The following is a 23,451-nucleotide window of genomic DNA, read 5'->3' on the forward strand; positions in this document are numbered from 1 at the left end:
GACGCCCAGGGCCTGCCCGCGGACGGCGGGACACGCGGACACGCACGACACGAGACAGAAGGAGGGCCGATGGTGAGCGGGATCCCGCGCACGGTGGCCGAGGAACTGGACGCGGCCGATCCGCTCGCCGCGTTCCGCGAGCGGTTCGTCATCGCCGATCCGGAGCTGATCTACCTGGACGGCAACTCGCTGGGCCCGCTGCCCGCCGCCACGCCGGAGGTGCTGCGGGAGGTGGTCGAGGAGGGCTGGGGCGGCGGGCTGGTGCGGTCGTGGCAGGGCTGGATCGACTGGGGCGCCCGGCTCGGCGACCGCCTCGCCGAGCACGTGCTCGGCGCCGCGCCCGGCGAGGTGGTGATCTCCGACTCCACGTCGGTCAACCTCTACAAGCTGGCCGCCGCCGCCCTGGACGCGGCACCGGGGCGCGGCACCGTCGTGACGGACGCCGAGGACTTCCCCACCAACCGGTACATCGTCCAGGGCCTCGCCGAACAGCGCGGGCTGCGGCTGGTGCGGCTGCCGTCCGACCTCGACGGCGGCCTCGACCTCGACGTCCTGCGCTCGGCACTCAACGGTGACGTCGCGCTGGTGGTGCTGTCCCTGGTGTCCTACCGAAGCGGCGCGCTGCTGGACATGGCGCAGGTGAACGACCTGGCCCGGACGGTCGGCGCGCGGGTGCTGTGGGACGTGTCGCACGCCGCCGGAGCCGTCCCCGTGGACCTGGCCGGCACCGGCGCGGAGCTCGCCGTCGGCTGCACCTACAAGTACCTCAACGGCGGCCCGGGTTCACCCGCCTTCCTCTATGTGCGGCGCGATCTGCAGTCCCGGCTGCGGCAGCCGGTGTGGGGCTGGTACGGGCAGCGCGGACAGTTCGAGATGGGGCCCGACTACGACCCGGTGCCGGGCATCGAGCGGTTCCTTGTGAGCACCCCGCCGCTGGTGTCGCTGGCGGCGATCGATCCCGCTCTCGCCCTGGTCGAGGAGGCCGGGACGGCGCGGATCCGGGCCAAGGGGCTGCGGCTGGGCCGGCTGGCCGACGAGCTGGCGGACGCCTGGCTCACCCCGCTGGACTTCCGGCCCGCCTCGCCCCGCCCGCCCGAGCGGCGCGGTTCGCATCTGTCCCTGTACCACCCCGACGCCTGGCGGATCTGCCAGGCACTGGCCGCGGACGCGAAGGTGATCTGCGACTACCGGGTCCCGGACCGGCTGCGTATCGGTCTGTCCCCGCTGGTCACCCGGTTCACCGACGTCTGGGACGCGTTGGCCCGTATCCGCGACGTCGTGGCCGAGGGCTCCTACGCCTCCCGGCCCGCCGGCCTCGCCCGGGTGACCTGACCTCCGGCCTTCCCGCACACCACCCTTTCCGCCTCAGCCGATTCGGAGTGCCCATGGCTCACGCGTCCCCGCTCACCACCGACGGACTGGTACAGATCCTGTTCGGCTCCTCCGCCTTCCAGATGCTCCGCGCGGGCAGCGAACTGGGCCTCTTCACCCTGCTGCACCGGCGACCGGGCCTGACCCCGCCGGAGATCGGCCGGGAACTTGACCTGGAGGAGCGTCCGGTACAGATCCTGCTGCTCGGCACCACCGCCCTCGGACTGACAAGGCGTCAGGGCGAGGGTTACGAGAACGCCGACGTACTGAACGGCCTGTTCGCAGAGGGCACGTGGGAGATCATCGAGGATCTCGTCGAGTACGAGGAACGGATCGTCCGGCCTGCCGAGGTGGACTTCATCGCGTCGCTGCGCGAGAACACCAACGTCGGCCTGCGACGGATCAAGGGCTCGGGGGAGGACCTCTACCACCGGCTGTCCGCGGACCCCGAGCTGGAACAGCTGTTCTACCGCTGCATGCGGTCCTGGTCCCGGCTGTCCAACCCCGTACTGGTGGAGAAGGCCGACCTCAGCGGAGTGCGCCGCGTGCTCGACGTCGGCGGCGGCGACGGCGTCAACGCCCTCGCCCTCGCCCAGGCCAACCCCGGCGTCGAGTTCACCGTCCTGGACCTGCCCGGCACGGTGGAGATCGCCCGCAAGAAGATCGCCGAGCACGGCCTGTCCGACCGCATCTCCGTACGGGCCGCGGACATCTTCGCCGACACCTACCCGACCGGCCACGACTGCGTGCTCTTCGCCAACCAGCTCGTGATCTGGTCACCGCAGGAGAACATACGGCTGCTGCGCAAGGCACACGCGGCGCTGCCGGACGGCGGGCGGGTCCTGGTGTTCAACGCCATGTCCGACGACAGCGGGGACGGCCCGCTGTACGCGGCCCTGGACAACGTGTACTTCGCGACACTGCCGGCCGCCAGCAGCACGATCTACCGGTGGGGCCAGTACGAGGAGTGGTTCGGCGCGGCCGGGTTCGTCAAGCCCGAGCGGCTGCCCGGCGGTCGGTGGACGCCGCACGGCGTGATCAGCGCGGTCAAGTGACGCCCCAGCGAGTACCGGAGCCGACCATGTCTTCCACGTTCCCGGACGCCCCGCCGGCCGGTGCGGCAGCGGCGTGCCCCGCAGGCCCGCACATGATGGACCCCGATCTGCTCGCGGACCCCTTCGGCGGGTACGGCCGGCTGCGCGAGCAGGGCCCGGTCGTCCGCGGCCGGTTCGTCGACGGCACGCCGGTGTGGTTCGTGACCCGCTACGACGACGTCCGCGCCGTGCTGCGCGACCCACGGTTCGTCACCACCCCTTCGCACGTGCCCGGCGCACGGGGCGCCGATCCGCGTGAGGGGATGATGGAACTGCTCAACGTCCCCGAGCACTTACGGGTCTACCTGCTCGGCTCCCTCCTGGACAGCGACCCGCCGGACCATCCGCGGCTGCGCCGCCTGGTGACCCGGGCGTTCACGGCCCGCCGAATCCTCGATCTGCGTCCCGCCATCGAACAGATCGCCGACGGGCTGCTCGACGAGCTGCCTCACCGGGCGGTGCAGGACGGGTCGGTGGACCTGCTGGAGCACTACGCCTACCCCCTGTCCATCACGGTGATCTGCCGGCTCGTCGGAATTCCCGCGGTCGACCTCGAGCGGTGGCGGGAATGGGGCGGGGACCTCGTCTCGATGCGGCCCGAACGCCTCCAGCACTCCTTTCCCGTGATGATCGACTACTGCCATCAACTGATCGAGCAGCGTCGCGCCGCGCTCAGGGACGATCTGCTGAGCGAGCTGATCCGGGCGCAGGACGACGACGGCGGACGGCTCAGTGACACGGAGACGGTCACCATGGTGCTCACCCTGGTGCTGGCCGGCCACGAGACGAGCGCGCATCTGATCGGCAACGGCACCGCGGCCCTGCTCACCCATCCCGACGAGCTGGCACGGGTGAAGGAGAACCCGGCGCTGCTCCCGAGAGCGGTGCACGAGCTGATGCGCTGGTGCGGCTCGGTGCAGGTGGCTCGACTGCGCTACGCCACCGAGGATCTGGAGATCGCCGGTACGCGCGTCGCCCGCGGTGACGCGGTCCAACCGGTGCTGGTCTCCGCCAACTTCGACCCGCGGCACTACACCGACCCGGACCGGCTGCACCTGACCCGTCAGCCGGACGGGCAGGCCGAGAACCACGTGGGCTTCGGCCACGGCATCCACTACTGCCTGGGCGCGACGCTGGCCCGGCAGGAGGGCGAGGTGGCGCTCGCCCGGCTGCTGGGCCGCTACCCGGATCTCGCGCTCGCGGACGGCGATCCGGAGCGGGAACGCGCCCAGCTGCCCGGCAGTTGGCGGCTGCACGCGTTGCGCCTGCGGCTCGGCTCCTGAAGTGCACAGCCGAAATGAGCACAACCCTCTTCGGACCATGAGGTGAGCGGAGCACTGAGGGCTCCATGATCTGCACCATGGAGCCCTCAGCCCTGGGGGGTGGCGCGAGTCGCGTCGTCAGGCGTCGGGTGGTGCGTTCCCCACAGCGATCGCCTGGACGGGGCAGGACAGCGCGGCCTGGGTGACCTGCCGTGGGGTGGCCGTCCGCGCCCCCTCGGGCACGAGTGTGGCGTACCCGTCGTCGTCCTGGGTGAAGACGGCGGGTGCCGTCAGGGTGCACTGCCCGGACCCGATACAGGTGCGGTGGTCGATGCGGATCTCCATCTGGGGCGGTCTCCGGTGGTCGGGCGGGGTGTCATTGGCCGAGCTCGTGCGCGGTGGCACGGTCGAGCGTCAGCAGGACCCACTCCTCGAAGTCGCGGTCTCCTCTCGACGCGGCCTCCCGCCAGCGCTGGACGCGGTCGGAGGGGGCGCTGATCCGGAGCTGGCTGGCCCGCGGGGGCATGGCGGCCCGGTTTCCTCTGCGGCTCTCCCGCAGCCGCAGTCGGAGCTGGTTGCGCGACCAGCCGTGCTGCTCCGCCTGGTCGAGCCAGGTGTCGGCCTCCGCCGACGGCAGGGAGGCGACCTCGGCGTGGTGGCCGAAGCTCAGTGTCTCGCGTCGGCGCCAGAGCTCGAAGTTCCGTGCCACCCAGGCGTAGTTGCGCAGTGTCTGGTAGTCGAGGCCCGCGGCCTGGACTCCGGTCTGGTAGCGGTCTGCGTAGCGGTCCTGGCCGTAGACGAGCCAGTCGCCCAGGCACCAGGCGGAGGAGTCGGCGATCTTGAAGATGTGCTGCCCGGCCCTCTCCCATCGGTCGTAGGTGAGGCTGGTGGGCATCTTGAGGCCGACCCGGGTGGTGAAGATTCGTTCCTGCTCGCCGGGTCTGCGGGGGCAGGCCGCCTCGGTCGCTCGGCGGTCGACTGGCAATTGACGGTCACTCCGGTCGTACTTCGCGATGTGCTGCACCGGCTTTCTCCTGAAATCGGGGCATGATGCATCTCGCACCATTCATCGCACCCTCAAGTCATTAAGGGCGCAAGTTCGAAAAACGGTAGTCACCGTCCGAGATGCCGTCAATGAACATTTCCGGCCGGAGATGGCCGATGGGCGTCCAATCGGCTTCGAGACCGACCGCTTCGGAGGTGCCGCAGGTGCCGGATCGTGCGGGCCCGCCGCGGCCCGCACGACCCCGTCAGGGGGTGCCGGCCGAGGCGTGGAGCGTGCCGTCGGAGTCCGTCCGCACTGCCGCCTCGACGCCGTCGAGGATCAGGCCCAGGCCCACCCGGAACGCCTCTCCCGCCTCCCGCTCCATGTGTGACGCGACGCCGCCCGCCTCCGCCTCGGTCATGGCGGCGAGGCTCGCGGTCGACTCCAGGGCCGCGAGGGCGGGGAAGCGCTCGGTGAAATCGGGCGCGAACTCCGCGAGCAGCGCGGACCGCTGCGCCCACCACTCCTCGTCGGGCACCCCGGTCTCCGTCGCCGCCTGCCGGTGTTCCGACGCGACCAGGGCCATACTCCGCACGAACTGGGACAACATCGCGATGACCCGTCTGACGTGCAGGGGTTCCAGGCCGATTCCGCCCAGGATCCGCACCACCGCCTCCAGCCGGGCGTACTCGTTCGGCCCGAGCACGGGTCGGGCCTGCGAGACCTGAAGCACCCAGGGGTGGCGCAGATAGAACGCCCAGGCGTCGGCGGCCCAGTCGGTGATCGCCGGCCGCCATCCCGCGCTCGTGTCGTACTCCGTGGGCAGTTCGGCCAGGACCCGGTCGTGCATGAGGTCGACCAGTTCGCTCTTGCTCGGCACGTACGTGTAGAGCGCCATGGCGGTCCGCCCGAGCCGGGTCCCGACCGCCCGCATGGACAGGGCCGCCATGCCCTGTTCGTCCGCCACCGCGACACCCGCGGCCACGATCGTGTCCACGTCGAGTCCGGGTTTAGGGCCGGGTTTCGAGCCGGGTTTGGGGGCGGCCCCCCCGGATTCGGCCGATCGCCAGAGCAGGGCCATGGATCGGCGGGCATCGCCCTGTCCGGCGAAAACAACCACCTTGCAACTCCTTACCGCATAAAGTAACCTCACCGGCGTATCTCTTTACGCTGTAAGGATATCAGCTGGGCGGCCAGCCGCCCCGGTATGCCCGTACGTTCGTGGAAGGTTTCCGATGGCAGAGCTCCCCGTCACGTTCCTCCAGGTCACCGATATCACACGCATCACACCGCGGATGGCCCGCGTGACGTTCGAGGCCGACCACCTCGAAGACTCCGTCGGCCTGACCCCGGACCAGCAGCTCAAGCTCTGCTTCCCCCGGCCCGGCCAGGAGCGGCCCGTCCTGCCGGAGCAGAGCGACGACGCGACGGGCTGGTACCAGGCGTTTCTGGCCATCCCGGAGGACGAACGGCCATGGATGCGCAGCTTCACCCTGCGCCGGCGGGTGCCCTGGACGAACACCGTAGAGGTCGACTTCGTCCTGCACGGCGACAGCGGCCCCGCCGGCGCCTGGGCCGAGTCCGCCCGCCCCGGCGACCGGCTCGGCATGGTCGGCCCCTCCGCGCTCTATGCCGGACCGGTCTCCCTGACGGACTCGATCACCTCCGCCGACTGGCTGCTGATCGCTGGCGACGAGACGGCACTGCCCGCCATCGGCACCCTGCTGGAGGCCCTCCCCGAGCGGGCCCGCGCCGAGGTCTACATCGAGGTCACCGACCAGGCCGAGCAGCAGACCTTCCAGACGGCGGGCGACGTCACCCTGCACTGGCTGCACCGCGACGGAACCCCGGCCGGCCGCAGCGACGCCCTCATCGACGCCGTCCGCGGCGCCGAGTTCCCGCCCGGGCGCCCCTTCGCCTGGCTGGCCGGCGAGGCCGGCGTCATCCGGACCCTGCGCCGCCACCTGGTCAACGACCGGGGGCTCGACAAGCGCGCGATCGACTTCAGCGGCTACTGGCGCGTCAAGCTCACCCAGGACGACGCCCCGACCGCCGAGGACATGGCCGAGGCGCAGGAGCGCCTCGCCGAGTACCAGGCGGCGGCCGATGGCCAGTCCTGACGAGCCGCGCGCCGAAGCCGGCATCCCGGCCGGGCGCCGCGAGTCAGCCAGACGGCTGCCGGGCCGAGAGAGGGATTTCATGATCACAGTACGAGGTCTCGCCCGCCGGTTCACCGTGCGCGGCCGGGATGTCGAAGCGGTCAAAGGCATCGACTTCGACGTGGCGCCCGGGGAGGTGGTCGGCTTCCTCGGCCCCAACGGAGCGGGCAAGACCACGACCTTACGGATGCTCACGACCCTGCTGCGCCCCACCGGCGGAACCGGCACCGTGGCCGGCTGTGACCTGCTGAGGGACCCCCAGGGTGTGCGGCGCAGGATCGGCTGCGTCCACCAGGGCGGCGCCACCTGGCCCGAGTCCAGGGTCGGCGAGGAGATCGAACTCCAGGCCCGGCTCTACGGCCTGTCCCGCACCGAGGCCAAACGGCGCGGAGCCCTGCTTGCCGAGCGGCTCGACCTCGCCGGCCTGCACCAGCGGCCCGTCAAGACGCTCTCCGGCGGTCAGCGCCGCCGGCTCGACATCGCGCTCGGACTGGTCCACGAACCGACGCTCGTCTTCCTCGACGAGCCCACCACCGGCCTCGACCCGCAGAGCCGGGCCAACCTCTGGGACCACGTCCGTCGCCTGCGCTCCGAGCAGGCCACGACCGTCTTCCTCACCACCCACTACCTCGACGAGGCCGACGCGTTGTGCGACCGGATCCTCGTCACCGACCACGGCACGATCGTCGCCGAGGGAACCCCCGACGCGCTCAAGGCCCGGGTCGCCGGCGACGCGATCACCATCGAGGTGACCGACCAGGCCGCGGAGGCGGCCGACGTCGCCGGGCGGCTGACCGGCGCGAGCGAGGTGAGCGTCGACGGCGACATGGTCCGCTTCCGGGTGCCCCGCGGCGACGAGGCCCTGCCGGAGCTGCTGCGCGCGCTCGATGGACAGGGCATCTCCATGGCCTCCGTCAAGGTCAACCGGCCCACCCTGGACGACGTGTTCCTCAGCCTGACCGGACGCTCCCTGCGGGACGGCGAAGCCGCGCCCGGGGCCAGGGAGGCCGCCCATGCTGCGTGACACCCAACTGATCTTCGTCCGGGACATGAAGCTCGCGCTGCGCAGCCCGACCTGGCTGCTCATCGGGATCATGCAGCCGCTGCTGTACCTGTTCCTCTTCGGACCTCTGATGGTGTCCGTGGTCGACCACACCCCCGGCTTCCCGCCCGGCAGCGCGTGGGAGGTCCTCACCCCGGCCCTCATCGTCCAGACGGCGCTGTTCAGCGGCTCCTTCGCCGGGGTGGGGCTGCTCACCGAGTACCGGGTCGGCGTCGTCGACCGCTTCCGCGGCACGCCCGCGAGCAGGGCCGCCCTGCTGTTCGGCAAGGTCCTGGCCCAGGCCGTGCAGGCCACCGCGCAGTCCGTACTGATCGTGCTGGTGACGCTGCTCGTCTTCGGCCTCGACGTCTCAGCGACCGGGCTGCTGCTCAGCCTGGCGATCGCCGCGGTCCTGGCCATCACGCTGTCCTCGGGATCGTACGCACTGGCGATGGTCCTCAAGAGCGAGGCCGCGTTCCCCGCGCTGATGAACGCCGTGCTCCTGCCGTTGCTGCTGCTGTCCGGGGTGCTGCTGCCGGTCTCCGAGGAACTGGCCCCCGGCTGGCTGTACAACCTGGCCCGGATCAACCCTCTGACCCACGTGGTCGACGCCGAACGGGCCGCCTTCCGGGGGGACATGAGCGCCACGGGACTGCTGACCGGCTCCCTCGTGCTGCTGGTCATGGCCGTCCTCGCCCTGCTGTGGGGCACGCGGACCTTCCGCAAGGAAAACGCCTGACGGCACCGCCCGCAGGCCCACCCGAGACCGGGCTCCCCCCTCACATCCCCCGCAGGGGGGAGCCCACCCGCACCACCGAGGAGCACACGTGAGGACCGACGCCATCAAGGTGACCGGTGCCAGGGAGAACAACCTCAAGAACGTCTCGCTGCAGATCCCGAGACAGCAACTGACCGTCTTCACCGGCGTCTCGGGCTCGGGCAAGTCGTCCCTGGTGTTCGACACCCTCGCGGTCGAGGCCCAGCGGCAGCTCAACGAGACCTTCAGCGCGTTCGTCCGGACCTTCCTGCCCGACCACGGGCGTCCGGACATGGACGCCGTCGAGAACCTCTCCGCAGCCGTCGTCATCGACCAGAAGCGCTTGGGCGGCAACCCGCGCTCCACCGTCGGCACGGTCACCGACATCAACCCGCTGCTGCGTCTCCTGTTCTCCCGGGCCGGCGATCCCGCGGGCCTGCCACCGAGCGCGTTCTCCTTCAACGACCCCCAGGGCATGTGCCCCACCTGCGAGGGCCTCGGCACGACCGTCCGCCTCGACCTCGACGCGTTCCTCGACCGCGCCAGGTCCCTGAACCAGGGCGCGCTGCTGCACCCGGACTTCTCCACCGACAGCTGGTACTGGCTGAGCTATGTGGAGTCCGGCCTGTTCGACAACGACAAGCCGCTGGCTGACTTCACCGAGCGGGAATGGCAGCTGCTGCTGCACGGCGAACTGCCTGACAAACTCCGCCTCCTCTGGCAGGGCAACACCCTCAACGTCCGCTACGAGGGCCTCGTCGACAAGTTCACCCGGCTCTACGTCAAGAAGGAGGACATGTCCGAGCGCGGCCGCCGGGTGTTCCAGCGGTTCGCCCGCACCGCCTCCTGCCCCGACTGCGACGGCACCCGCCTCGCGCCCGCCGCGCTGGCCACCCGGATCGGCGGCCACCACATCGCGGATTTCACCGCGATGGAGGCCCAGCACCTCGCACGCGTCCTGGCGGAGCTGGAACTGCCGCGGGTGAAACCGGTCCTGGACGACCTGACCAGTCGTCTGCACCACCTGGTCGACATCGGACTCGGCTATCTGAGCCTCGACCGGGAGACCCGCACGCTCTCGGGTGGCGAGTCCCAGCGGATCAAGATGGTCCGGCATCTGTCCAGCAGTCTCACCGAGATGCTGTACGTGTTCGACGAGCCGAGCATCGGCCTGCACCCCCGGGACGTGCACCGGCTCAAAAAACTCCTCATCGCGTTGCGGGACAAGGGCAACACGGTGCTCGTGGTCGAGCACGACCCCGACATCATGGCCATCGCGGACCATGTGGTCGACATGGGCCCGAAAGCCGGGACGCTCGGCGGTGAAGTGGTTTTCGAGGGCAGCTTCGACGCACTCACCCGTGCCGACACCCTCACCGGGCACCACCTCAAGCACCGGCTGCCTCTCAAGACCGAGCCCCGGCGCGCCACCGGGACGCTCACCGTCACCGCCGCGACGAGCCACAACCTCAAGAACGTGACGGTCGGCTTCCCCACCGGCGTCCTGACGGTCGTCACCGGCGTGGCCGGATCGGGCAAGAGCACGCTGGTCAACCACGAGTTCCTCAGCCGGTACCCCGACGCGATCGTCATCGACCAGTCGGCGGTGACCACCAGCCGGCGCTCCAACACCGCCACCTACACCGGCCTGATGGACCCGATCCGCAAACTGTTCGCCAACGCCAACAACGTCAGCGCCTCCCTTTTCAGCGCCAACTCCAAGGGCGCCTGCCCCAATTGCCAGGGGCTCGGCGTCCTCTACACCGACCTGGCGTTCATGGACACGCTGAAGTCGGTGTGCGAGGTCTGCCGAGGCCGCCGCTTCTCCGAGGACGTCCTCGGCCACCACCTGCGGGGCAGGTCCATCAGCGACGTCCTGGAGATGACGACGGCCGAGGCGGCGGACTTCTTCACGGAGCCCAAGCTCCGTCCCGTCCTGCACGCCCTGAACGAGGTGGGGCTGGACTATCTTCGCCTCGGCCAGCCGCTCAGCGCCCTGTCCGGCGGCGAGTGCCAGCGCCTCAAGCTCGCGGCCGACCTGCACCGCGTCGGAAGCGTCTACGTCATGGACGAACCCACCACGGGTCTGCACATGTCGGATGTCCACCGCCTCCTCGGCACCATCGAGCGCCTTGTCGACCAGGGCAACACCTGCATCGTCATCGAGCACAACCTCGACGTCGTCAGGAGCGCCGACTGGATCATCGACCTCGGCCCCGAAGGGGGCAGCGGCGGCGGACGAATCCTGTTCGAAGGAACTCCGTCCGATCTTCTGAAGACGACCGACTCCCACACCGCCGCACACCTCCGGCAGGACCTCTCGCGTGCGGGCCGCGTCTGATCATCGGGGCCGTGGAGGCAACGTCGTGAGCCGACATGCTCGTCGCGCCGAATGAGGCCGTGCGGTGGCGCACGGTGCTGCACTGGTTGCTGAGCGTGCTTGTCGTGCTGGGTGGTCTGGAGAGCAACAGTGCCTTCAGACCACCCACTTGAAGGTCCTAGAAGAACCCGAGCTTCTGAGGGCTGTAAGAACAAAGAATGTTCTTCGTCTGCTGGTAGTGCTCCAGCATCATCTTGTGCGTCTCCCGGCCGATGCCGGACTGCTTGTAGCCGCCGAACGCCGCGTGCGCGGGGTAGGCGTGGTAGCAGTTGGTCCAGACGCGGCCCGCCTGGATCGCCCGGCCCGCGCGGTAGGCGGTGTTGGCGTCGCGCGTCCACACGCCCGCGCCGAGCCCGTACAGCGTGTCGTTGGCGATCTTGATGGCGTCGTCGAAGTCGTCGAAGGAAGCCACCGAGACGACCGGGCCGAAGATCTCCTCCTGGAAGACCCGCATCCGGTTGTCGCCCTCGAAGATGGTCGGCTGCACGTAGTAGCCGCCCTTCAACTCGCCGTCGTACTCGATGCGTTCCCCGCCCGTGAGGACCTTCGCGCCCTCCTGCCGGCCGATGTCCAGGTAGGAGAGGATCTTCTCCAGCTGGTCGTTGGACGCTTGTGCGCCGATCATCGTGTCGGTGTCGAGCGGGTGCCCCGGCTTGATCTGCCGGGTGCGCTCGACCGCGGCCGCCAGGAACTCCGCGTAGTGCCCGCGCTGGACGAGCGCCCGCGACGGGCACGTGCACACCTCGCCCTGGTTGAGCGCGAACATCGTGAAGCCTTCCAGCGCCTTGTCGCGGAAGTCGTCGTCGTGCGCCCACACGTCGTCGAAGAAGATGTTCGGCGACTTGCCGCCCAGTTCGAGCGTGACCGGCTTGATGTTCTCCGAGGCGTACTGCATGATCAGCCGCCCTGTCGTGGTCTCCCCGGTGAACGCCACCTTCGCCACCCGCGGGCTCGACGCCAGCGGCTTGCCCGCCTCGACACCGAAGCCGTTGACGATGTTCAGCACGCCCGGCGGCAGCAGATCCGCGATCAGGCTCACCCAGTAGTGGATGGAGGCCGGGGTCTGCTCGGCCGGCTTGAGCACCACCGCGTTGCCCGCGGCGAGCGCCGGCGCGAGCTTCCACGCGGCCATCAGGATCGGGAAGTTCCACGGGATGATCTGCGCGACGACCCCGAGCGGCTCGTGGAAGTGGTACGCCACCGTGTCGTCGTCGATCTCGCTCAGCGACCCCTCCTGCGCACGGATCGCCCCCGCGAAGTACCGGAAGTGGTCGATCGCCAGCGGGATGTCCGCCGCCAGCGTCTCCCGCACCGGCTTGCCGTTCTCCCAGCTCTCCGCCACCGCGAGGGCCTCTAGGTTGGCCTCCATCCGGTCGGCGATCTTCCGCAGGATGTCCGAGCGTTCCGTCACCGACGTACGGCCCCAGCCGGGGGCGGCCTCGTGCGCCGCGTCCAGTGCACGCTCCACGTCCTCCGCGGTGCCGCGCGCGATCTCGGTGAACGGCCGCCCGTTGACCGGTGACGGGTTCTCGAAGTACTGGCCGCGCACCGGCGGCACGTACTCGCCGCCGATGAAGTGGTCGTAGCGCGACTGGTAGGAGACGATCGCGCCCTCGGTGCCCGGCGCCGCGTAACGAGTCATCCTGGTGTGCCTCCCGGTGCAGCGCTGCCCGCCGTTGGGCAGCTCTGGGCGCGAGGCTAGGCGGGCGGACGTTGCAAGTACGTTGCACCGCGGGCCCAGCCCCCCTCCCGCGCCACCGGAACCGCCAACTCCGCCTCCAGCGCCGCCAGTCGGGCCCGCACCGATGCCGCCGGCCGTACCGTCGCGAGCGCCCGCCACACCTCGATGTCGTCCTCGCCCCAGGGCGCGTGCGCCCAGTCCGCCAGCAGATCGGGATCGCGGTGCGCGACCAACGCCGTCCGCAGCCCCCGCGCGAGCCGGTCCCGCAGCCGGGCGATCGCCGGCGCCTGCGAACCGGGCAGCAGCGGACCGGCGTACGCCTCGGCCGCCGCGGTGATCGCCCCCGACGCCAGCCGCCGCTCCACCACGGTCGCGTCCGCGTCGACCGCTGCGGTCAGCCGGTACGGCCGCGAGGCCAGCATCCCCGGCCTCAGCACCCGCCGCAGTCGCGCCAGTTCCGCGCGCAACGTCACCGGGGTCACCGACTCGTCCGCGTACAGCGCGCACAGCAACGCGTCACCCGTCAGCCCCTCGGGATGCCGCGACAGCAGCAGCACGATCTCGCTGTGCCGACGGCTCAGCCGCATCCGCCGTCCCTGTACAACGAGTTCGGCCTCGTCCCGGCCCAGCGCACGCAGCATCGGCGCGTCCGCGGTACATCGCGCCGGGGTGAGCAGCGCCAACTGAGCCTCCGCCGCTCGCGCCACGGCCTGCACGAACCCCAGGCTGTGCGGGTGCGCCAGCCCGTCCCCGCCGGTGACGTCCACGGCACCCAGCACCCGCCCGGTGCGCGGATCGTGCACCGGAGCGGCCACGCACGTCCAGGGCTGGACCCGCCGGGTGAAGTGCTCCGCGGCGAACACCTGCACCGGCCGGTCAAGCGCCACGGCGGTCCCCGGCGCGTTGGTGCCCACCGCCGTCTCCGACCAGCGCGCGCCCGGCACGAAGTTCATCGCGTCCGCCCGCCGCCGCGCCGCCGGATGCCCCTCGACCCACAAAAGCCTGCCCTGCGCGTCGCACACCGCGAGCAGTTGCTCGTCCTCGGCGGCGAAAGTGCCCAGGAGCTCCCGGAACAGGGGCATCACCCGTGCCAGCGGATGCTCCGCCCGGTAGGCACCGAGGTCGCCGTCGGACAGCTCCACGCTGGCCGTGCCGTCCGGTACGACGCCGGCCCGTGCGCTGCGCCGCCAAGACTCCGCCACCACCGACCGCACCGGGCGCGGCACCGCGCCCACCGTGGTGAACGTCTCGTGCGCGCGGCGCAGCACCCGGACCCGCTCGGCGGGATCGGCCCCCGGTTCCAGGGCCACCCACGGATCGGTCAACTCGGCCTCCCGGACGGTGTGACGGCGATGATCCGGCTGGCACCATCGTCACGTGCCGTGTCCGCGCAGACAACCGGTGTGACGCTGGTTCGGGACAGGTGCTAGGCGAAGTTGACGAGTCTGATGTAGCGGACCCAGTCCCAGTTGGGCCCCGGGTCGGTGTGGTCGGTGCCGGGTACCTGGTAGTGGCCGATGATGTGCTCCCTGTCCTTGGGGATGCCGTATCTGTCGCAGATGGAGGCCGTGAGCTTCGCGGACTGCTCGTAGAGGGCGTTGGTGAAGTAGGAGGGCTGGTCCACCCAGCCCTCGTGCTCGATGCCGACACTGCGGGTGTTGTAGCTCCAGTTCCCCGCGTGCCAGGCGATGTCGTGTTCGCGCACACACTGGGCGATGTGCCCGTCCGCCGACCGCACCAGGTAGTGCGCGGTCACCTGTTTCTCCGGGTTCTGGAAGATGGCCAGGGTGTTGGCGTACGTCTCCTGGGTCACATGGATGATGACCCGGTCGATGGCATAGCTGCCGGGCCGGTCGGAGGCCGTGTAGTTGGCGGTGCTGGCGGGCACCCACTCGGCGGCCGGGTAGTCGACGGAGCCGCTCGCGCCGGCGCGCGCTTCCGGCAGCAACGCGTACGGAACGGCGGCGAGCGCCGCGCCCTTGAGGATCCAACGTCTGCTCAGACGCGGTCTTTCCCGGTCCATGTCCATCGCGGGGTGCCTTTCTGGTGTGGGGGAGTCGGGGAGTGATGGGAGTACGGGGGAGGGTGGTGCGTCCTGCGTGTTCGGAGAGGGTGGCTCAGGGGGGACGGGGCCGGCGCAGGTGCGCTGATGCGCCGGGGCCGGAACGGGGAGTGGGGGGCCGATGCCGCATCCGTGTGCGCTGCCATGACCGGCCGTCAGCCGCGCAGGGATCGTGCGGCTTCCCGGTGCCGCGCGTGCGCACCGCGGTAGGTCTCCCACGCGGGCAGCCACTCCTCACGGAGTTGGCCGCACATGTGTCGTTCGTGTCGCACGCGTTCGCCGGCCACCGCGCCAGGTCCGCCTGCGATCTCTGGAACGCTTCCTCCAGCGACCGCGCCCAGCCGGTCGAGACGAAGGGGCTGTCCGACCTCAGCCGGGGCCACGGGGGCGTGACGCCCTTGAGGAGGTCCTCGATCACCACGGTGTTCATCGCGCACTCCACCGCCACCCCCGTCCGTCCGTTGCCGCCTGATCTGTGTGAATGCCGCTCGAAATCACGAGGTCCGTGCGGGCTCTGACGCCCCGGCAGCGCGTGCCTCGTGCGATTCACGGTACGGCGCGGGCGGCCCCGGCAGAAGGGTCCGCCACGGTTCCGTGGACAAGCGAAAGCCTGTGGATAACTTCGCCACCCCTTCGGGTGAGGACAATGCGCCGAAGGGTGGTGTGGCCGAGCCTGAGCCGTCGGCGGACCCCTGCCCGCCGATGCTTGACGAATCGTCAGGAACGTTTCGCCGCCGATGCCGGATCATCGAGCACGGCCCGGACGACGGAGTGCGCCGCGCCCAGCAGCGGTCCCTCGGGGCCGAGCGGCGACACCGCCACCGGGCAGGGCAGCCCTGACGTGCGGCCGACCAGTTCCGCCTCCAGCGAGGGCAGCAGCCAGGGGGAGAGCTCCGCCAGCGCGCCGCCCAGGACCACCGTCTCGGGGTCGAGCAGGTTCACCGCCCCGGTGAGTGCGATGCCGAGCGCCGTGCCCGCGTCCCGCAGCGCCACCCGCGCCCCTTCCTCGCCCTTCTCGGCATGTTCCGCGAGCAGGCCGACGAGATCCTCGCGCGGCCGGAGCCCCGCCGCGCGCAGCACCGCCTCCTGACCCGCGTACTGCTCCAGACAGCCGCGCCCGCCGCACGCACAGGACGGCCCGTCCGGTCGTACCGGCACATGGCCCAGCTCACCCGCGAACCCACGCGTGCCGCGCAGCAGTCGGCCGTCCACGACGATCGCCGCGCCGATGCCGATCTCGGCCGACACGTGCAGGAACTCGCGCGCGGTGCCGGCGCCGAGCCAGAGTTCCGCCAGCGCGCCGAAGTTGGCCTCGTTGTCCACGGCGAGCGGCCAGTCGCCGGGCAACAGGTCACCGAGGTCGGTGTCGTGCCATCCGAGGTTGGGTGCGCGGACGACCGTACGGCCGTCACGCGCCACCAGTCCGGGTACGGCGACCGCGAGCCCGGCGGGCCAGAGCTCCTCCCGCTCGGCCTCGGCGACCACCTGGCGGACCAGCGTCGTCAGCTCCGCGATCACCGGCTCGGGCGCCCGGCCGCGGTTGGCGCCCCGGCGCACAGCCCGCGCACGGACCGCGCCACGCAGGTCGACCGCGGACACCGCGAGGTGATCCACGCCGATCTCGGCCCCGATCCCGGCCGGGCCGCGGCCGCTCACCGCCAATGCCGATCCGGGCCGGCCCACGCGCCCCGGCCGCTCGGGGCCCAGTTCCTCCAGCAATCCCCAGCGGATCAGATCGTCCACCAGGGTCGACACCGCGGCCCGCGTCAGACCGATGCGCGAGGCCACCGCCGCCCGGGACAGCGAGCCCTCGGCGCTGACCGCGTGCAGCACCCGCGCGAGGTTGCGCCGGCGCATGCCCTGCTGGGTGTCCGGCAGGGCCCGGCCGACCCCCGCGGGTCGGGCCTCGTGCAGCGGTGCGGTCATGCCTGCGTCAATCCTCGTTCAAGGCCGGGCGGCTCGGCTCAGCGGTTTTCCCTGCCCCGTTCCAGCAGCGGGGCCGCGTCGGAGAGTACCCCGCCGATCCGGGCCAGCGTCTCCTCGTCCCGGTGCACGGGCTCCAGCACCGGCCCGGCCGCGGTGTTCCAGCGGCGAGCCACCGCCGCCGGGTCCTCACCGGTCAGCAGCCCGGCCGCCTGGGCCGCCGCACCCAGGGCGACCAATTCCTTGGCCGCGGGGATCTGGACTGGCCGCCCGGACAGCCGCCGCACGGTCTGCTGCCAGGCCCGGCCCCGCGCGCCGCCGCCGATCAGCAGCAGCGGCCCGTCCCGGTCCGCGTCCTCTTCGAGGACCAGGTCGAGGGCGCCGAGCAGCGAATGCACGGCGCCGTCGTACGCCGCCTGGAGCAGCTGGCCCGGCGTCGTGTCGTGGCGCAGCCCGTGCAGCAGCCCGGAGGCGTTCGGCAGGTTGGGGGTGCGCTCGCCGTCCAGGAACGGCAGCAGGGTCACGGAGCCGCCGGGCGCCACGGCCTCGCGGTCCAGGCCCAGCAGGGTCGCGACGCGGTCCACGGCGAGCGTGCAGTTCAGGGTGCAGGCCAGGGGCAGCCAGTCCCCGCGCGCGTCGGCGAAGCCCGCCACCGTGCCGGTGGGATCGGCCGGGCGGTGCCGGGAGACGGCGTACACCGTGCCGGACGTCCCGAGGCTCAGCACCGGGGTGCCGGGCAGCAGGCCGAGGCCCAGCGCGGCCGCCGCGTTGTCACCGGTGCCGGGGGCCACCAACGTGCCCCTCGAGAAGGGCAGTCCATGGCCGTCGCGCACGGTCCCGGCCACCTCACCCGGATGTACCACCCGTGGCAGCAGCGCCGGATCGAGTCCGATGTGCGCCAGGATCTCCTCGTCGTACCGCCCCGTGCCGGACGCCCACCAGCCGGTGCCGGAGGCATCGCCGCGATCGGTGACGGCCTGCCCGGTCAGGCGCTCGGTGAGGTAGTCGTGGGGGAGCCGTACGGCCCTGGTGGCGCGCGCCGCCTCCGGTTCGTGCTCGGCGAGCCACGCCCACTTGGTCACGGTGAACGACGCGCCGGGCACGCTGCCGGTGCGCTCCGCCCAGGCTTTCGGGCCGCCCAGCTCCTCCGCCAGCCGACGGGCCTGCGGCGCGGAACGGACGTCGTTCCAGAGCAGCGCCGGACGCACCGGCTCACCGTGCTCGTCCAGGGTGACCAGGCCGTGCTGCTGGCCGCCGATCGACACCGCGGCCGCCTCGTGCGCCGCGTCCCCGCATTGGCGCAGCGCTTCACCCAAGGCGTCCCACCACTGGCGCGGATCGCTCTCCCGGCCCGCGCCGCCGGTGACGGTGTGCGGCGCCTGGCCGCTCGCCACCACCCGCCCGGTGGCCGCGTCGACGACCAGGGCCTTCGTGGACTGGGTGGACGTGTCCACACCGACGACGAGCGGACCCTCCGCTGCTGACATGGGGTTCTCCCTCTTCCGCGGCTCACCGGGATGCGCTGTGGGGGCTTCCGGAGGACACCTCCGAGGGCACCCATGGAAGCCATCTGTCGAAGACACCTGGTGGTCGAAGACACCTTGTCTCTTCCCAGAAACGTGGTCGCATACTAATTTGTAAACGGCCATGACGAAATAGTCGTACGGAACAAGGAGCCGCGGCATGAGCTTCCAGCCCACCCCCGAGGACAGGTTCACCTTCGGTCTGTGGACCGTCGGCTGGCAGGGGAAGGACCCGTTCGGAGATGCCACCCGCCCGGCCCTCGACCCGGTCGAGACCGTGCAGCGCCTGGCCGAGCTGGGCGCCTACGGAGTGACCTTCCACGACGACGACCTGATCCCCTTCGGGTCCTCCGACACCGAGCGCGAGTCGCACATCAAGCGGTTCCGCCAGGCCCTGGACGCCACGGGCATGAAGGTGCCCATGGCCACCACGAACCTCTTCGCCCACCCTGTCTTCAAGGACGGCGGATTCACCGCCAACGACCGCGATGTGCGCCGGTACGCGCTGCGCAAGACGATCCGCAACATCGACCTGGCGGTCGAGCTGGGCGCCGAGACGTACGTCGCCTGGGGCGGCCGTGAGGGCGCCGAGTCCGGTGGCGCCAAGGACGTGCGCGACGCCCTCGACCGCATGAAGGAGGCGTTCGACCTCCTCGGCGAGTACGTCACCGCCCAGGGCTACGACCTCCGTTTCGCCATCGAGCCCAAGCCCAACGAGCCCCGCGGCGACATCCTGCTGCCCACCGTCGGCCACGCGCTGGCCTTCATCGAGCGCCTGGAGCGCCCCGAGCTGTACGGCGTCAACCCGGAGGTCGGCCACGAGCAGATGGCCGGCCTGAACTTCCCGCACGGCATCGCGCAGGCCCTGTGGGCGGGCAAGCTCTTCCACATCGACCTCAACGGCCAGTCCGGCATCAAGTACGACCAGGACCTGCGGTTCGGCGCCGGCGACCTACGGGCGGCGTTCTGGCTGGTCGACCTCCTGGAGAGCGCCGGTTACGAGGGTCCGCGGCACTTCGACTTCAAGCCGCCGCGCACCGAGGACTTCGACGGCGTGTGGGCCTCGGCCGCGGGCTGCATGCGCAACTACCTGATCCTCAAGGACCGCGCGGCCGCCTTCCGCGCCGACCCGGAGGTGCGGGAGGCGCTGCGTGCCGCGCGCCTGGACCAGTTGGCCCAGCCGACCGCGGCCGACGGCCTGGACGCCCTGCTCGCCGACCGGACCGCGTTCGAGGAGTTCGACGTCGAGGCCGCCGCCGCGCGCGGAATGGCGTTCGAACACCTCGACCAGCTGGCGATGGACCACCTGCTGGGCGCCCGCGACTGACGGCCGCACGCGCGAGGCGGGGACGGAAGGGAGGCCGGGGAGCACGGCGCATACGCGAGCCGCGCTCCCCGGCCGTTCCGTCGCGCACGGCATGGGGCTTTCTCGGGTAAACCTCCCGGCCGACCCACTAGGGGCGCACATCAGGGATGTCTCAGGGGTGAGGCCCGGAACCGCGGGGAGCGGGACGCCGTTCTCACAGCAGAGAACGGCAGTGGCCGTGAAGGAGGCGACGCTCATGTCGAGAAACGCGAAGATCGCCGCAGGGGGCGTGGCGGTCGGTCTGATACTGCTGCTCCTGGGACTGCCCTGGTGGGTGGCGCTCTTGGTCGTGGTGGGAGTCCCGGCCGCCGCCTATCTGGCGCTGGACCCGTCCCAGCGGCGCAGGCTCCGCAGGATCACCCGCAAGGAACTCGGCCGCTGAGACGGACACCGCGCCGCCTCTGATCACAGGGGCCGTACGGCCATCTTGTCGAGGGCGTCCAGCAGTCCGGGCAGCTCCGGGCCGCGACCGACCGGCAGGACCTCGCCCGGCTCGTCGTCGAGCAGGACGAAGGCGATGTCGTCGGTGCGCGCCACCATCGACCAGCCGGGGCCGTCCGCGCGCAGTGTGCGGGCGTCACCGGGGGCGAAGGTGGAGCGCACCCGGCCCAGCGGCGGCGGCGAGTCGACGTAGGCGCGCGCCTCCGCGAGCACCCGCCGTATCCCCTGGTGTCCGCCCCTCGGCGGTTCCGCGTCCCCTGGCCCCTTGCCCTCGGCCTGCGCCGGGGGCTCGGCAGCGGAGGACCGGCCGGCCGGTGCGGCGAACTCGTCGTCGTTGATCTGCTGCCGCCAGGCCGCCCACTGCAACGCGATCTCGTCGGCGCCCAGGCGCCGCTGAGCCGGGCCCCAGACACTGGTGTCCGGCGGCCGCAGCGGGGGCCGCTCACCCGTCTCGGGAGCGGGATCGTGCGGCGCGGGGACGCCGGGCGCCGCGACGGCGACCGCCAGCGGCCAGCCGGGCAGCGCGGTCACGATGGCGTGCTCCGCCGGCGACAGCTCGTACTCCAGCCCGCAGTCCCAGGACGCGATCGCCACCGCGACCAGCGAGACATCGTCGATGACGACCGTCCAGCGGGCGCCCTCGCCGTCCTGCCCGAGCACCAGGCCGTACCCATCGGCGCGGGGCGCGAGCCCCAGCGCCGCGCACGATTCCGGATAGTCGTCGCCCAGCACGCTCGGGAACTGCGCCGGCGTCAGCAGCACCGCCGTCAGCACATACAGCGCATCGTCCGCGGCGGCGACGGCCCCATCGTCCGTCCCGGCCATCCCTGCCTCCCAGTGGTTTGTCCAACCGCGCGCACCCTAATGCGGACGGAAGGCCCTTGTCACGACTCCTCACACCACGCGGACCTGCAACTTTCCCCCTGGACGGGGGCGAAACGACCACGGTCTCCACGGGACTTCCCCAGACCGGCCCCGTCCTCGGACCGCCAGGGCGCGAATCCCACCACACAAAGGTGCCCGCCCCGCTTCCGAGATGGGCAGATCGGTGATGGTTCATCTCCCCTGGCTCCGCATAGAGTTGGGTTCCGGCGACAGAAGGGGGATGGCGCGGTGAAGCGCTTCGAACGGCTGGAGCGGATCCGCCGGCTGGACCCGGTGGCAAACGCCCCGGAGATCTACCGGCTCAGCACCGCCTACGAATTCCCCTGGGACTACACACGCGCCCTCGAACTGGCCCTCTACCGCACCTACGCCGTCCCGAGCATCGGTCGGCTCCTGGCGCAGACCGCCGAGCTGACCGACCGCACCCAGAAGCGGTACGACGACACCGCGCTGCTTCTCGACACCGTCGTGGAGCACGGTTTCGCCGCCGCACAGGGGCGCACGGCCATCCGCCGCATCAACCAGATGCACCGCAGCTACGACATCAGCGACGACGACATGCGGTACGTGCTCAGCACCTTCGTCGTGGTGCCCAAACGCTGGATCGACACCTACGGCTGGCGCCGGCTGTCCCGGCACGAGATCGTCGCCGCCACCGAGTACTACCGGACCCTCGGTCGGCACATGGGCATCCCCGGTCTTCCCAAGAGCTACGAAGAGTTCGAGACCCTTCTCGACACCTACGAAGAGGCGCATTTCGGCTGGGACGAGAGGGGTCGGCGCGTCTCGGACGCCACCCTCGACCTGATGGCCTCCTGGTACGCGCGCCCCTTGGCGCCTCTGCTGCGCACGGGCGTGCTCGCCCTGCTCGACGAGCCGCTGCTGAACGCGTTCCGCTATGAGCGGCCCGGAGCGACCACCGTCGCCCTGGTACGCCGCGCCGTGCGGGCGCGTGGCCGGATCGTGCGGCTGCTGCCGCCGCGCCGGACGCCCCACTTCGCGCGCCAGAACCGGGAGATCAAGGGCTACCCGAACGGTTATCGCGTGGCCGACCTCGGCACCCGCCCGGTTCCGGGACTGCGTGGCTGCCCGGTGCGGCACCTGGACACCTCAGACTCCCCCGAGTGAGGCGAGGGTCGCGCGCAGCCAGCCGAGTTCGGCCCGGCTCGTGGCGCGCGCGATGGTGAGGATGCCCTGCCGGAAGGGGTCGTTCACTTCCTCGGCCCGGACCGGCCGGTCGCCGTCGTAGAAGAAACTCGTCGGTTCCTCCAGGAAGGCGAGCCGTCGCCTCAGCACCGCGGCCTGCGCGGTGGGGTCCGCCAGATGGCGCAGGAAGGCGAGCAGGACGAACCACTGGTTCTCGTCCGTGATCTCGCGCTGCCCGGGTTCGGCGAGCCGGCGCCACAGCTCCTTTCGGCCCTCCTCGGTCAGCCGCAGCACATGACGCGGCGCGGCCACGGCGCCCGGCTCGGTGGCCCGCACCAGTAGTCCGGCCTTCTCCAGCCGCTTGATCGCCGGATACAGCGTGCTCTCCGCGACGGGCCGCACATGCCCCGTGAGCGCCGCGATGTGCCGGCGCAGGACGTATCCGTGCAGGGGAGCCTCGTACAGGAATCCCAGGATGGCGAGTTCGAGCATGCCCGCATTCTTCCGTACGGCGGCGCGGTACAGCGACATGCTCATACTCTGTTGACGCCATACCTCGGTAGCGATGTATGGTGAGGTGGTGATCAAGAGCGACAGGGAGGGAGCCTTGCGGCAAGCCGTATTCGATGGCGAGGGAAGCCACATCCGCTGGACGGAGGTGTCGGGAGAGGGCCCCGCACGGGTCTACCTCCACGGTCTGGGGTCGATGTCCGCGCCCTATCACGCGCACATCGCGGCTCGCTCAGAACTCGCGGGAAGGCGCAGCCTGTTCATGGACCTGCCCGGCCACGGCCTCAGCGACCGGCCCCCGCACTTCGGCTACACGCTGGAGGAGCACGCCAACGCGGTGGCGGCCGCGCTGGACGCGGCGGGGATCGGCGGCGCGGAGCTGATCGCGCACAGTATGGGCGGTGCCGTCGCCATCGTGCTCGCACACCGGCGGCCCGAACTCGTCTCCCGGCTGGTGCTCTCCGAGGCCAACCTGGACGCGTTCCCGCCTCTGGCGGCGGGCAGTAGCGCGATCGCCACCTACGGGGAGGAAGAGTTCGTCGAGGAGGCGTACACGCGTGTCCTGGAGGCCGTCGGTCCGCTGTGGGCTGCCACCATGCGGCTGGCGGACCCGCGCGCCCTGTATCGCAGCGCCGTCGGCCTGCGCCGCGGCTCCGACCCTGTGATGCACAGGATCCTGGAGGGTCTGGACATCGACCGGGTGTATCTGCAAGGGGAGGCGAGCGGCGAACTCGAGGGCCGGGAGCGGCTGGCGGCGGCCGGCGTACGGGTGCTGACGGTGCCCGGCGCCGGGCACAATGTCATGTTCGACAACCCCGACGCTTTCGCGGCCGCCGTCGCCGCAAACATCTGACCCTTCGGACC

At 71.2% G+C, this 23,451-nt stretch carries 21 protein-coding genes and 1 pseudogene; 11 read left to right on the plus strand and 11 right to left on the minus strand.

Translation table 11 applies throughout. The annotated features are described in order from the left end of the window. Positions 1–69 precede the first annotated feature (69 nt). The 3 genes from ACE4Q9_RS29210 to ACE4Q9_RS29220 are packed head-to-tail and all read left to right on the plus strand — an operon-like array spanning position 70 to position 3,748. Positions 70–1,332 (plus strand): kynureninase, encoded by a 1,263-nt coding sequence (locus ACE4Q9_RS29210; RefSeq protein WP_397987502.1) that lies wholly within the window; start codon positions 70–72, stop codon positions 1,330–1,332. 53 nt (positions 1,333–1,385) lie between these two features. Then, positions 1,386–2,426: a 3-hydroxy-D-kynurenine methyltransferase AcmL gene (acmL, locus tag ACE4Q9_RS29215; RefSeq protein WP_397987503.1), complete on the plus strand. Its 1,041-nt coding sequence runs from the start codon at positions 1,386–1,388 to the stop codon at positions 2,424–2,426. Between the two features lie 26 nt (positions 2,427–2,452). Next, entirely contained in the window at positions 2,453–3,748 is a 1,296-nt protein-coding gene (locus ACE4Q9_RS29220; RefSeq protein WP_397987504.1) for a cytochrome P450, read from the plus strand. Between the two features lie 117 nt (positions 3,749–3,865). On the opposite strand, the gene ACE4Q9_RS29225 is transcribed toward ACE4Q9_RS29220, so the two are convergent. The 3 genes from ACE4Q9_RS29225 to ACE4Q9_RS29235 form a co-directional block, all read right to left on the minus strand. Continuing rightward, positions 3,866–4,072, minus strand: a complete 207-nt coding sequence (locus ACE4Q9_RS29225; protein ID WP_397987505.1) for a ferredoxin — start codon at positions 4,070–4,072, stop codon at positions 3,866–3,868. Positions 4,073–4,103: 31 nt separating this feature from the next. Further along, positions 4,104–4,751: an LmbU family transcriptional regulator gene (locus ACE4Q9_RS29230; protein WP_397987506.1), complete on the minus strand. Its 648-nt coding sequence runs from the start codon at positions 4,749–4,751 to the stop codon at positions 4,104–4,106. A gap of 226 nt (positions 4,752–4,977) precedes the next feature. Then, a complete protein-coding gene (locus ACE4Q9_RS29235) occupies positions 4,978–5,832 on the minus strand; it encodes a TetR/AcrR family transcriptional regulator (protein WP_397987507.1) in 855 nt (284 codons plus the stop codon). Between the two features lie 115 nt (positions 5,833–5,947). Here ACE4Q9_RS29235 and ACE4Q9_RS29240 point away from each other — a divergent pair, with 115 nt between their 5' ends. The 4 genes from ACE4Q9_RS29240 to ACE4Q9_RS29255 all read left to right on the plus strand — a co-directional run bounded on the left by ACE4Q9_RS29240 (position 5,948) and on the right by ACE4Q9_RS29255 (position 11,011). Next, positions 5,948–6,832, plus strand: a complete 885-nt coding sequence (locus ACE4Q9_RS29240; protein ID WP_397987508.1) for a siderophore-interacting protein — start codon at positions 5,948–5,950, stop codon at positions 6,830–6,832. A 79-nt stretch (positions 6,833–6,911) separates the two neighbouring features. Beyond that, on the plus strand, positions 6,912–7,895 hold the full coding sequence (locus tag ACE4Q9_RS29245; RefSeq protein ID WP_397987509.1) for an ATP-binding cassette domain-containing protein: 984 nt from the start codon (positions 6,912–6,914) through the stop codon (positions 7,893–7,895). Next, on the plus strand, positions 7,885–8,652 hold the full coding sequence (locus ACE4Q9_RS29250; protein ID WP_397987510.1) for an ABC transporter permease: 768 nt from the start codon (positions 7,885–7,887) through the stop codon (positions 8,650–8,652). The genes ACE4Q9_RS29245 and ACE4Q9_RS29250 overlap by 11 nt, the downstream gene beginning before the upstream one ends. Before the next feature lie 88 nt (positions 8,653–8,740). Continuing rightward, complete coding sequence (locus tag ACE4Q9_RS29255) at positions 8,741–11,011, plus strand: ATP-binding cassette domain-containing protein (RefSeq protein ID WP_397987511.1); 2,271 nt, start codon at positions 8,741–8,743, stop codon at positions 11,009–11,011. Positions 11,012–11,168: 157 nt separating this feature from the next. On the opposite strand, the gene adh is transcribed toward ACE4Q9_RS29255, so the two are convergent. From adh to xylB, 6 genes and pseudogenes are all read right to left on the minus strand, one after another. Further along, positions 11,169–12,692 carry an aldehyde dehydrogenase gene (gene adh, locus ACE4Q9_RS29260; RefSeq protein WP_397987512.1) on the minus strand — a complete coding sequence of 508 codons (1,524 nt, stop codon included), beginning with the start codon at positions 12,690–12,692 and terminating at the stop codon, positions 11,169–11,171. Between the two features lie 56 nt (positions 12,693–12,748). Next, positions 12,749–14,056 carry a GAF domain-containing protein gene (locus tag ACE4Q9_RS29265; RefSeq protein WP_397987513.1) on the minus strand — a complete coding sequence of 436 codons (1,308 nt, stop codon included), beginning with the start codon at positions 14,054–14,056 and terminating at the stop codon, positions 12,749–12,751. A gap of 101 nt (positions 14,057–14,157) precedes the next feature. Further along, complete coding sequence (locus tag ACE4Q9_RS29270) at positions 14,158–14,754, minus strand: N-acetylmuramoyl-L-alanine amidase (protein ID WP_397988252.1); 597 nt, start codon at positions 14,752–14,754, stop codon at positions 14,158–14,160. Between the two features lie 194 nt (positions 14,755–14,948). Beyond that, positions 14,949–15,259: pseudogene (locus tag ACE4Q9_RS29275) on the minus strand (acetamidase); the annotation flags it as partial. A 251-nt stretch (positions 15,260–15,510) separates the two neighbouring features. Further along, positions 15,511–16,719, minus strand: a complete 1,209-nt coding sequence (locus tag ACE4Q9_RS29280; RefSeq protein ID WP_397987514.1) for an ROK family protein — start codon at positions 16,717–16,719, stop codon at positions 15,511–15,513. A gap of 38 nt (positions 16,720–16,757) precedes the next feature. Then, positions 16,758–18,203, minus strand: coding sequence for a xylulokinase (gene xylB / locus ACE4Q9_RS29285; RefSeq protein WP_397987515.1), 1,446 nt, complete (start codon positions 18,201–18,203; stop codon positions 16,758–16,760). A 196-nt stretch (positions 18,204–18,399) separates the two neighbouring features. On the opposite strand from xylB, the gene xylA reads away from it, so the two are divergent. Together xylA and ACE4Q9_RS29295 are read left to right on the plus strand one after the other, a co-directional pair. Then, positions 18,400–19,566 carry a xylose isomerase gene (xylA, locus tag ACE4Q9_RS29290; protein WP_397987516.1) on the plus strand — a complete coding sequence of 389 codons (1,167 nt, stop codon included), beginning with the start codon at positions 18,400–18,402 and terminating at the stop codon, positions 19,564–19,566. Between the two features lie 235 nt (positions 19,567–19,801). Further along, a complete protein-coding gene (locus tag ACE4Q9_RS29295; protein ID WP_397987517.1) occupies positions 19,802–19,987 on the plus strand; it encodes a hypothetical protein in 186 nt (61 codons plus the stop codon). A gap of 23 nt (positions 19,988–20,010) precedes the next feature. Here the strand turns inward: ACE4Q9_RS29295 and ACE4Q9_RS29300 are convergent, their stop codons facing one another. Further along, positions 20,011–20,871 (minus strand): hypothetical protein, encoded by an 861-nt coding sequence (locus ACE4Q9_RS29300; RefSeq protein WP_397987518.1) that lies wholly within the window; start codon positions 20,869–20,871, stop codon positions 20,011–20,013. Between the two features lie 288 nt (positions 20,872–21,159). Between ACE4Q9_RS29300 and ACE4Q9_RS29305 the strand changes: the two genes are divergently transcribed. Beyond that, a complete protein-coding gene (locus tag ACE4Q9_RS29305) occupies positions 21,160–22,059 on the plus strand; it encodes an oxygenase MpaB family protein (protein ID WP_397987519.1) in 900 nt (299 codons plus the stop codon). On the opposite strand, the gene ACE4Q9_RS29310 is transcribed toward ACE4Q9_RS29305, so the two are convergent. After that, positions 22,042–22,569 (minus strand): PadR family transcriptional regulator, encoded by a 528-nt coding sequence (locus ACE4Q9_RS29310; RefSeq protein WP_397988254.1) that lies wholly within the window; start codon positions 22,567–22,569, stop codon positions 22,042–22,044. The genes ACE4Q9_RS29305 and ACE4Q9_RS29310 overlap by 18 nt on opposite strands. A gap of 115 nt (positions 22,570–22,684) precedes the next feature. On the opposite strand from ACE4Q9_RS29310, the gene ACE4Q9_RS29315 reads away from it, so the two are divergent. Then, positions 22,685–23,440 (plus strand): alpha/beta fold hydrolase, encoded by a 756-nt coding sequence (locus tag ACE4Q9_RS29315; protein ID WP_397987520.1) that lies wholly within the window; start codon positions 22,685–22,687, stop codon positions 23,438–23,440. Positions 23,441–23,451: the final 11 nt, after the last annotated feature.

It is taken from the genome of Streptomyces sp. AM6-12 (assembly GCF_044327085.1).
Lineage (GTDB): Bacteria > Actinomycetota > Actinomycetes > Streptomycetales > Streptomycetaceae > Streptomyces.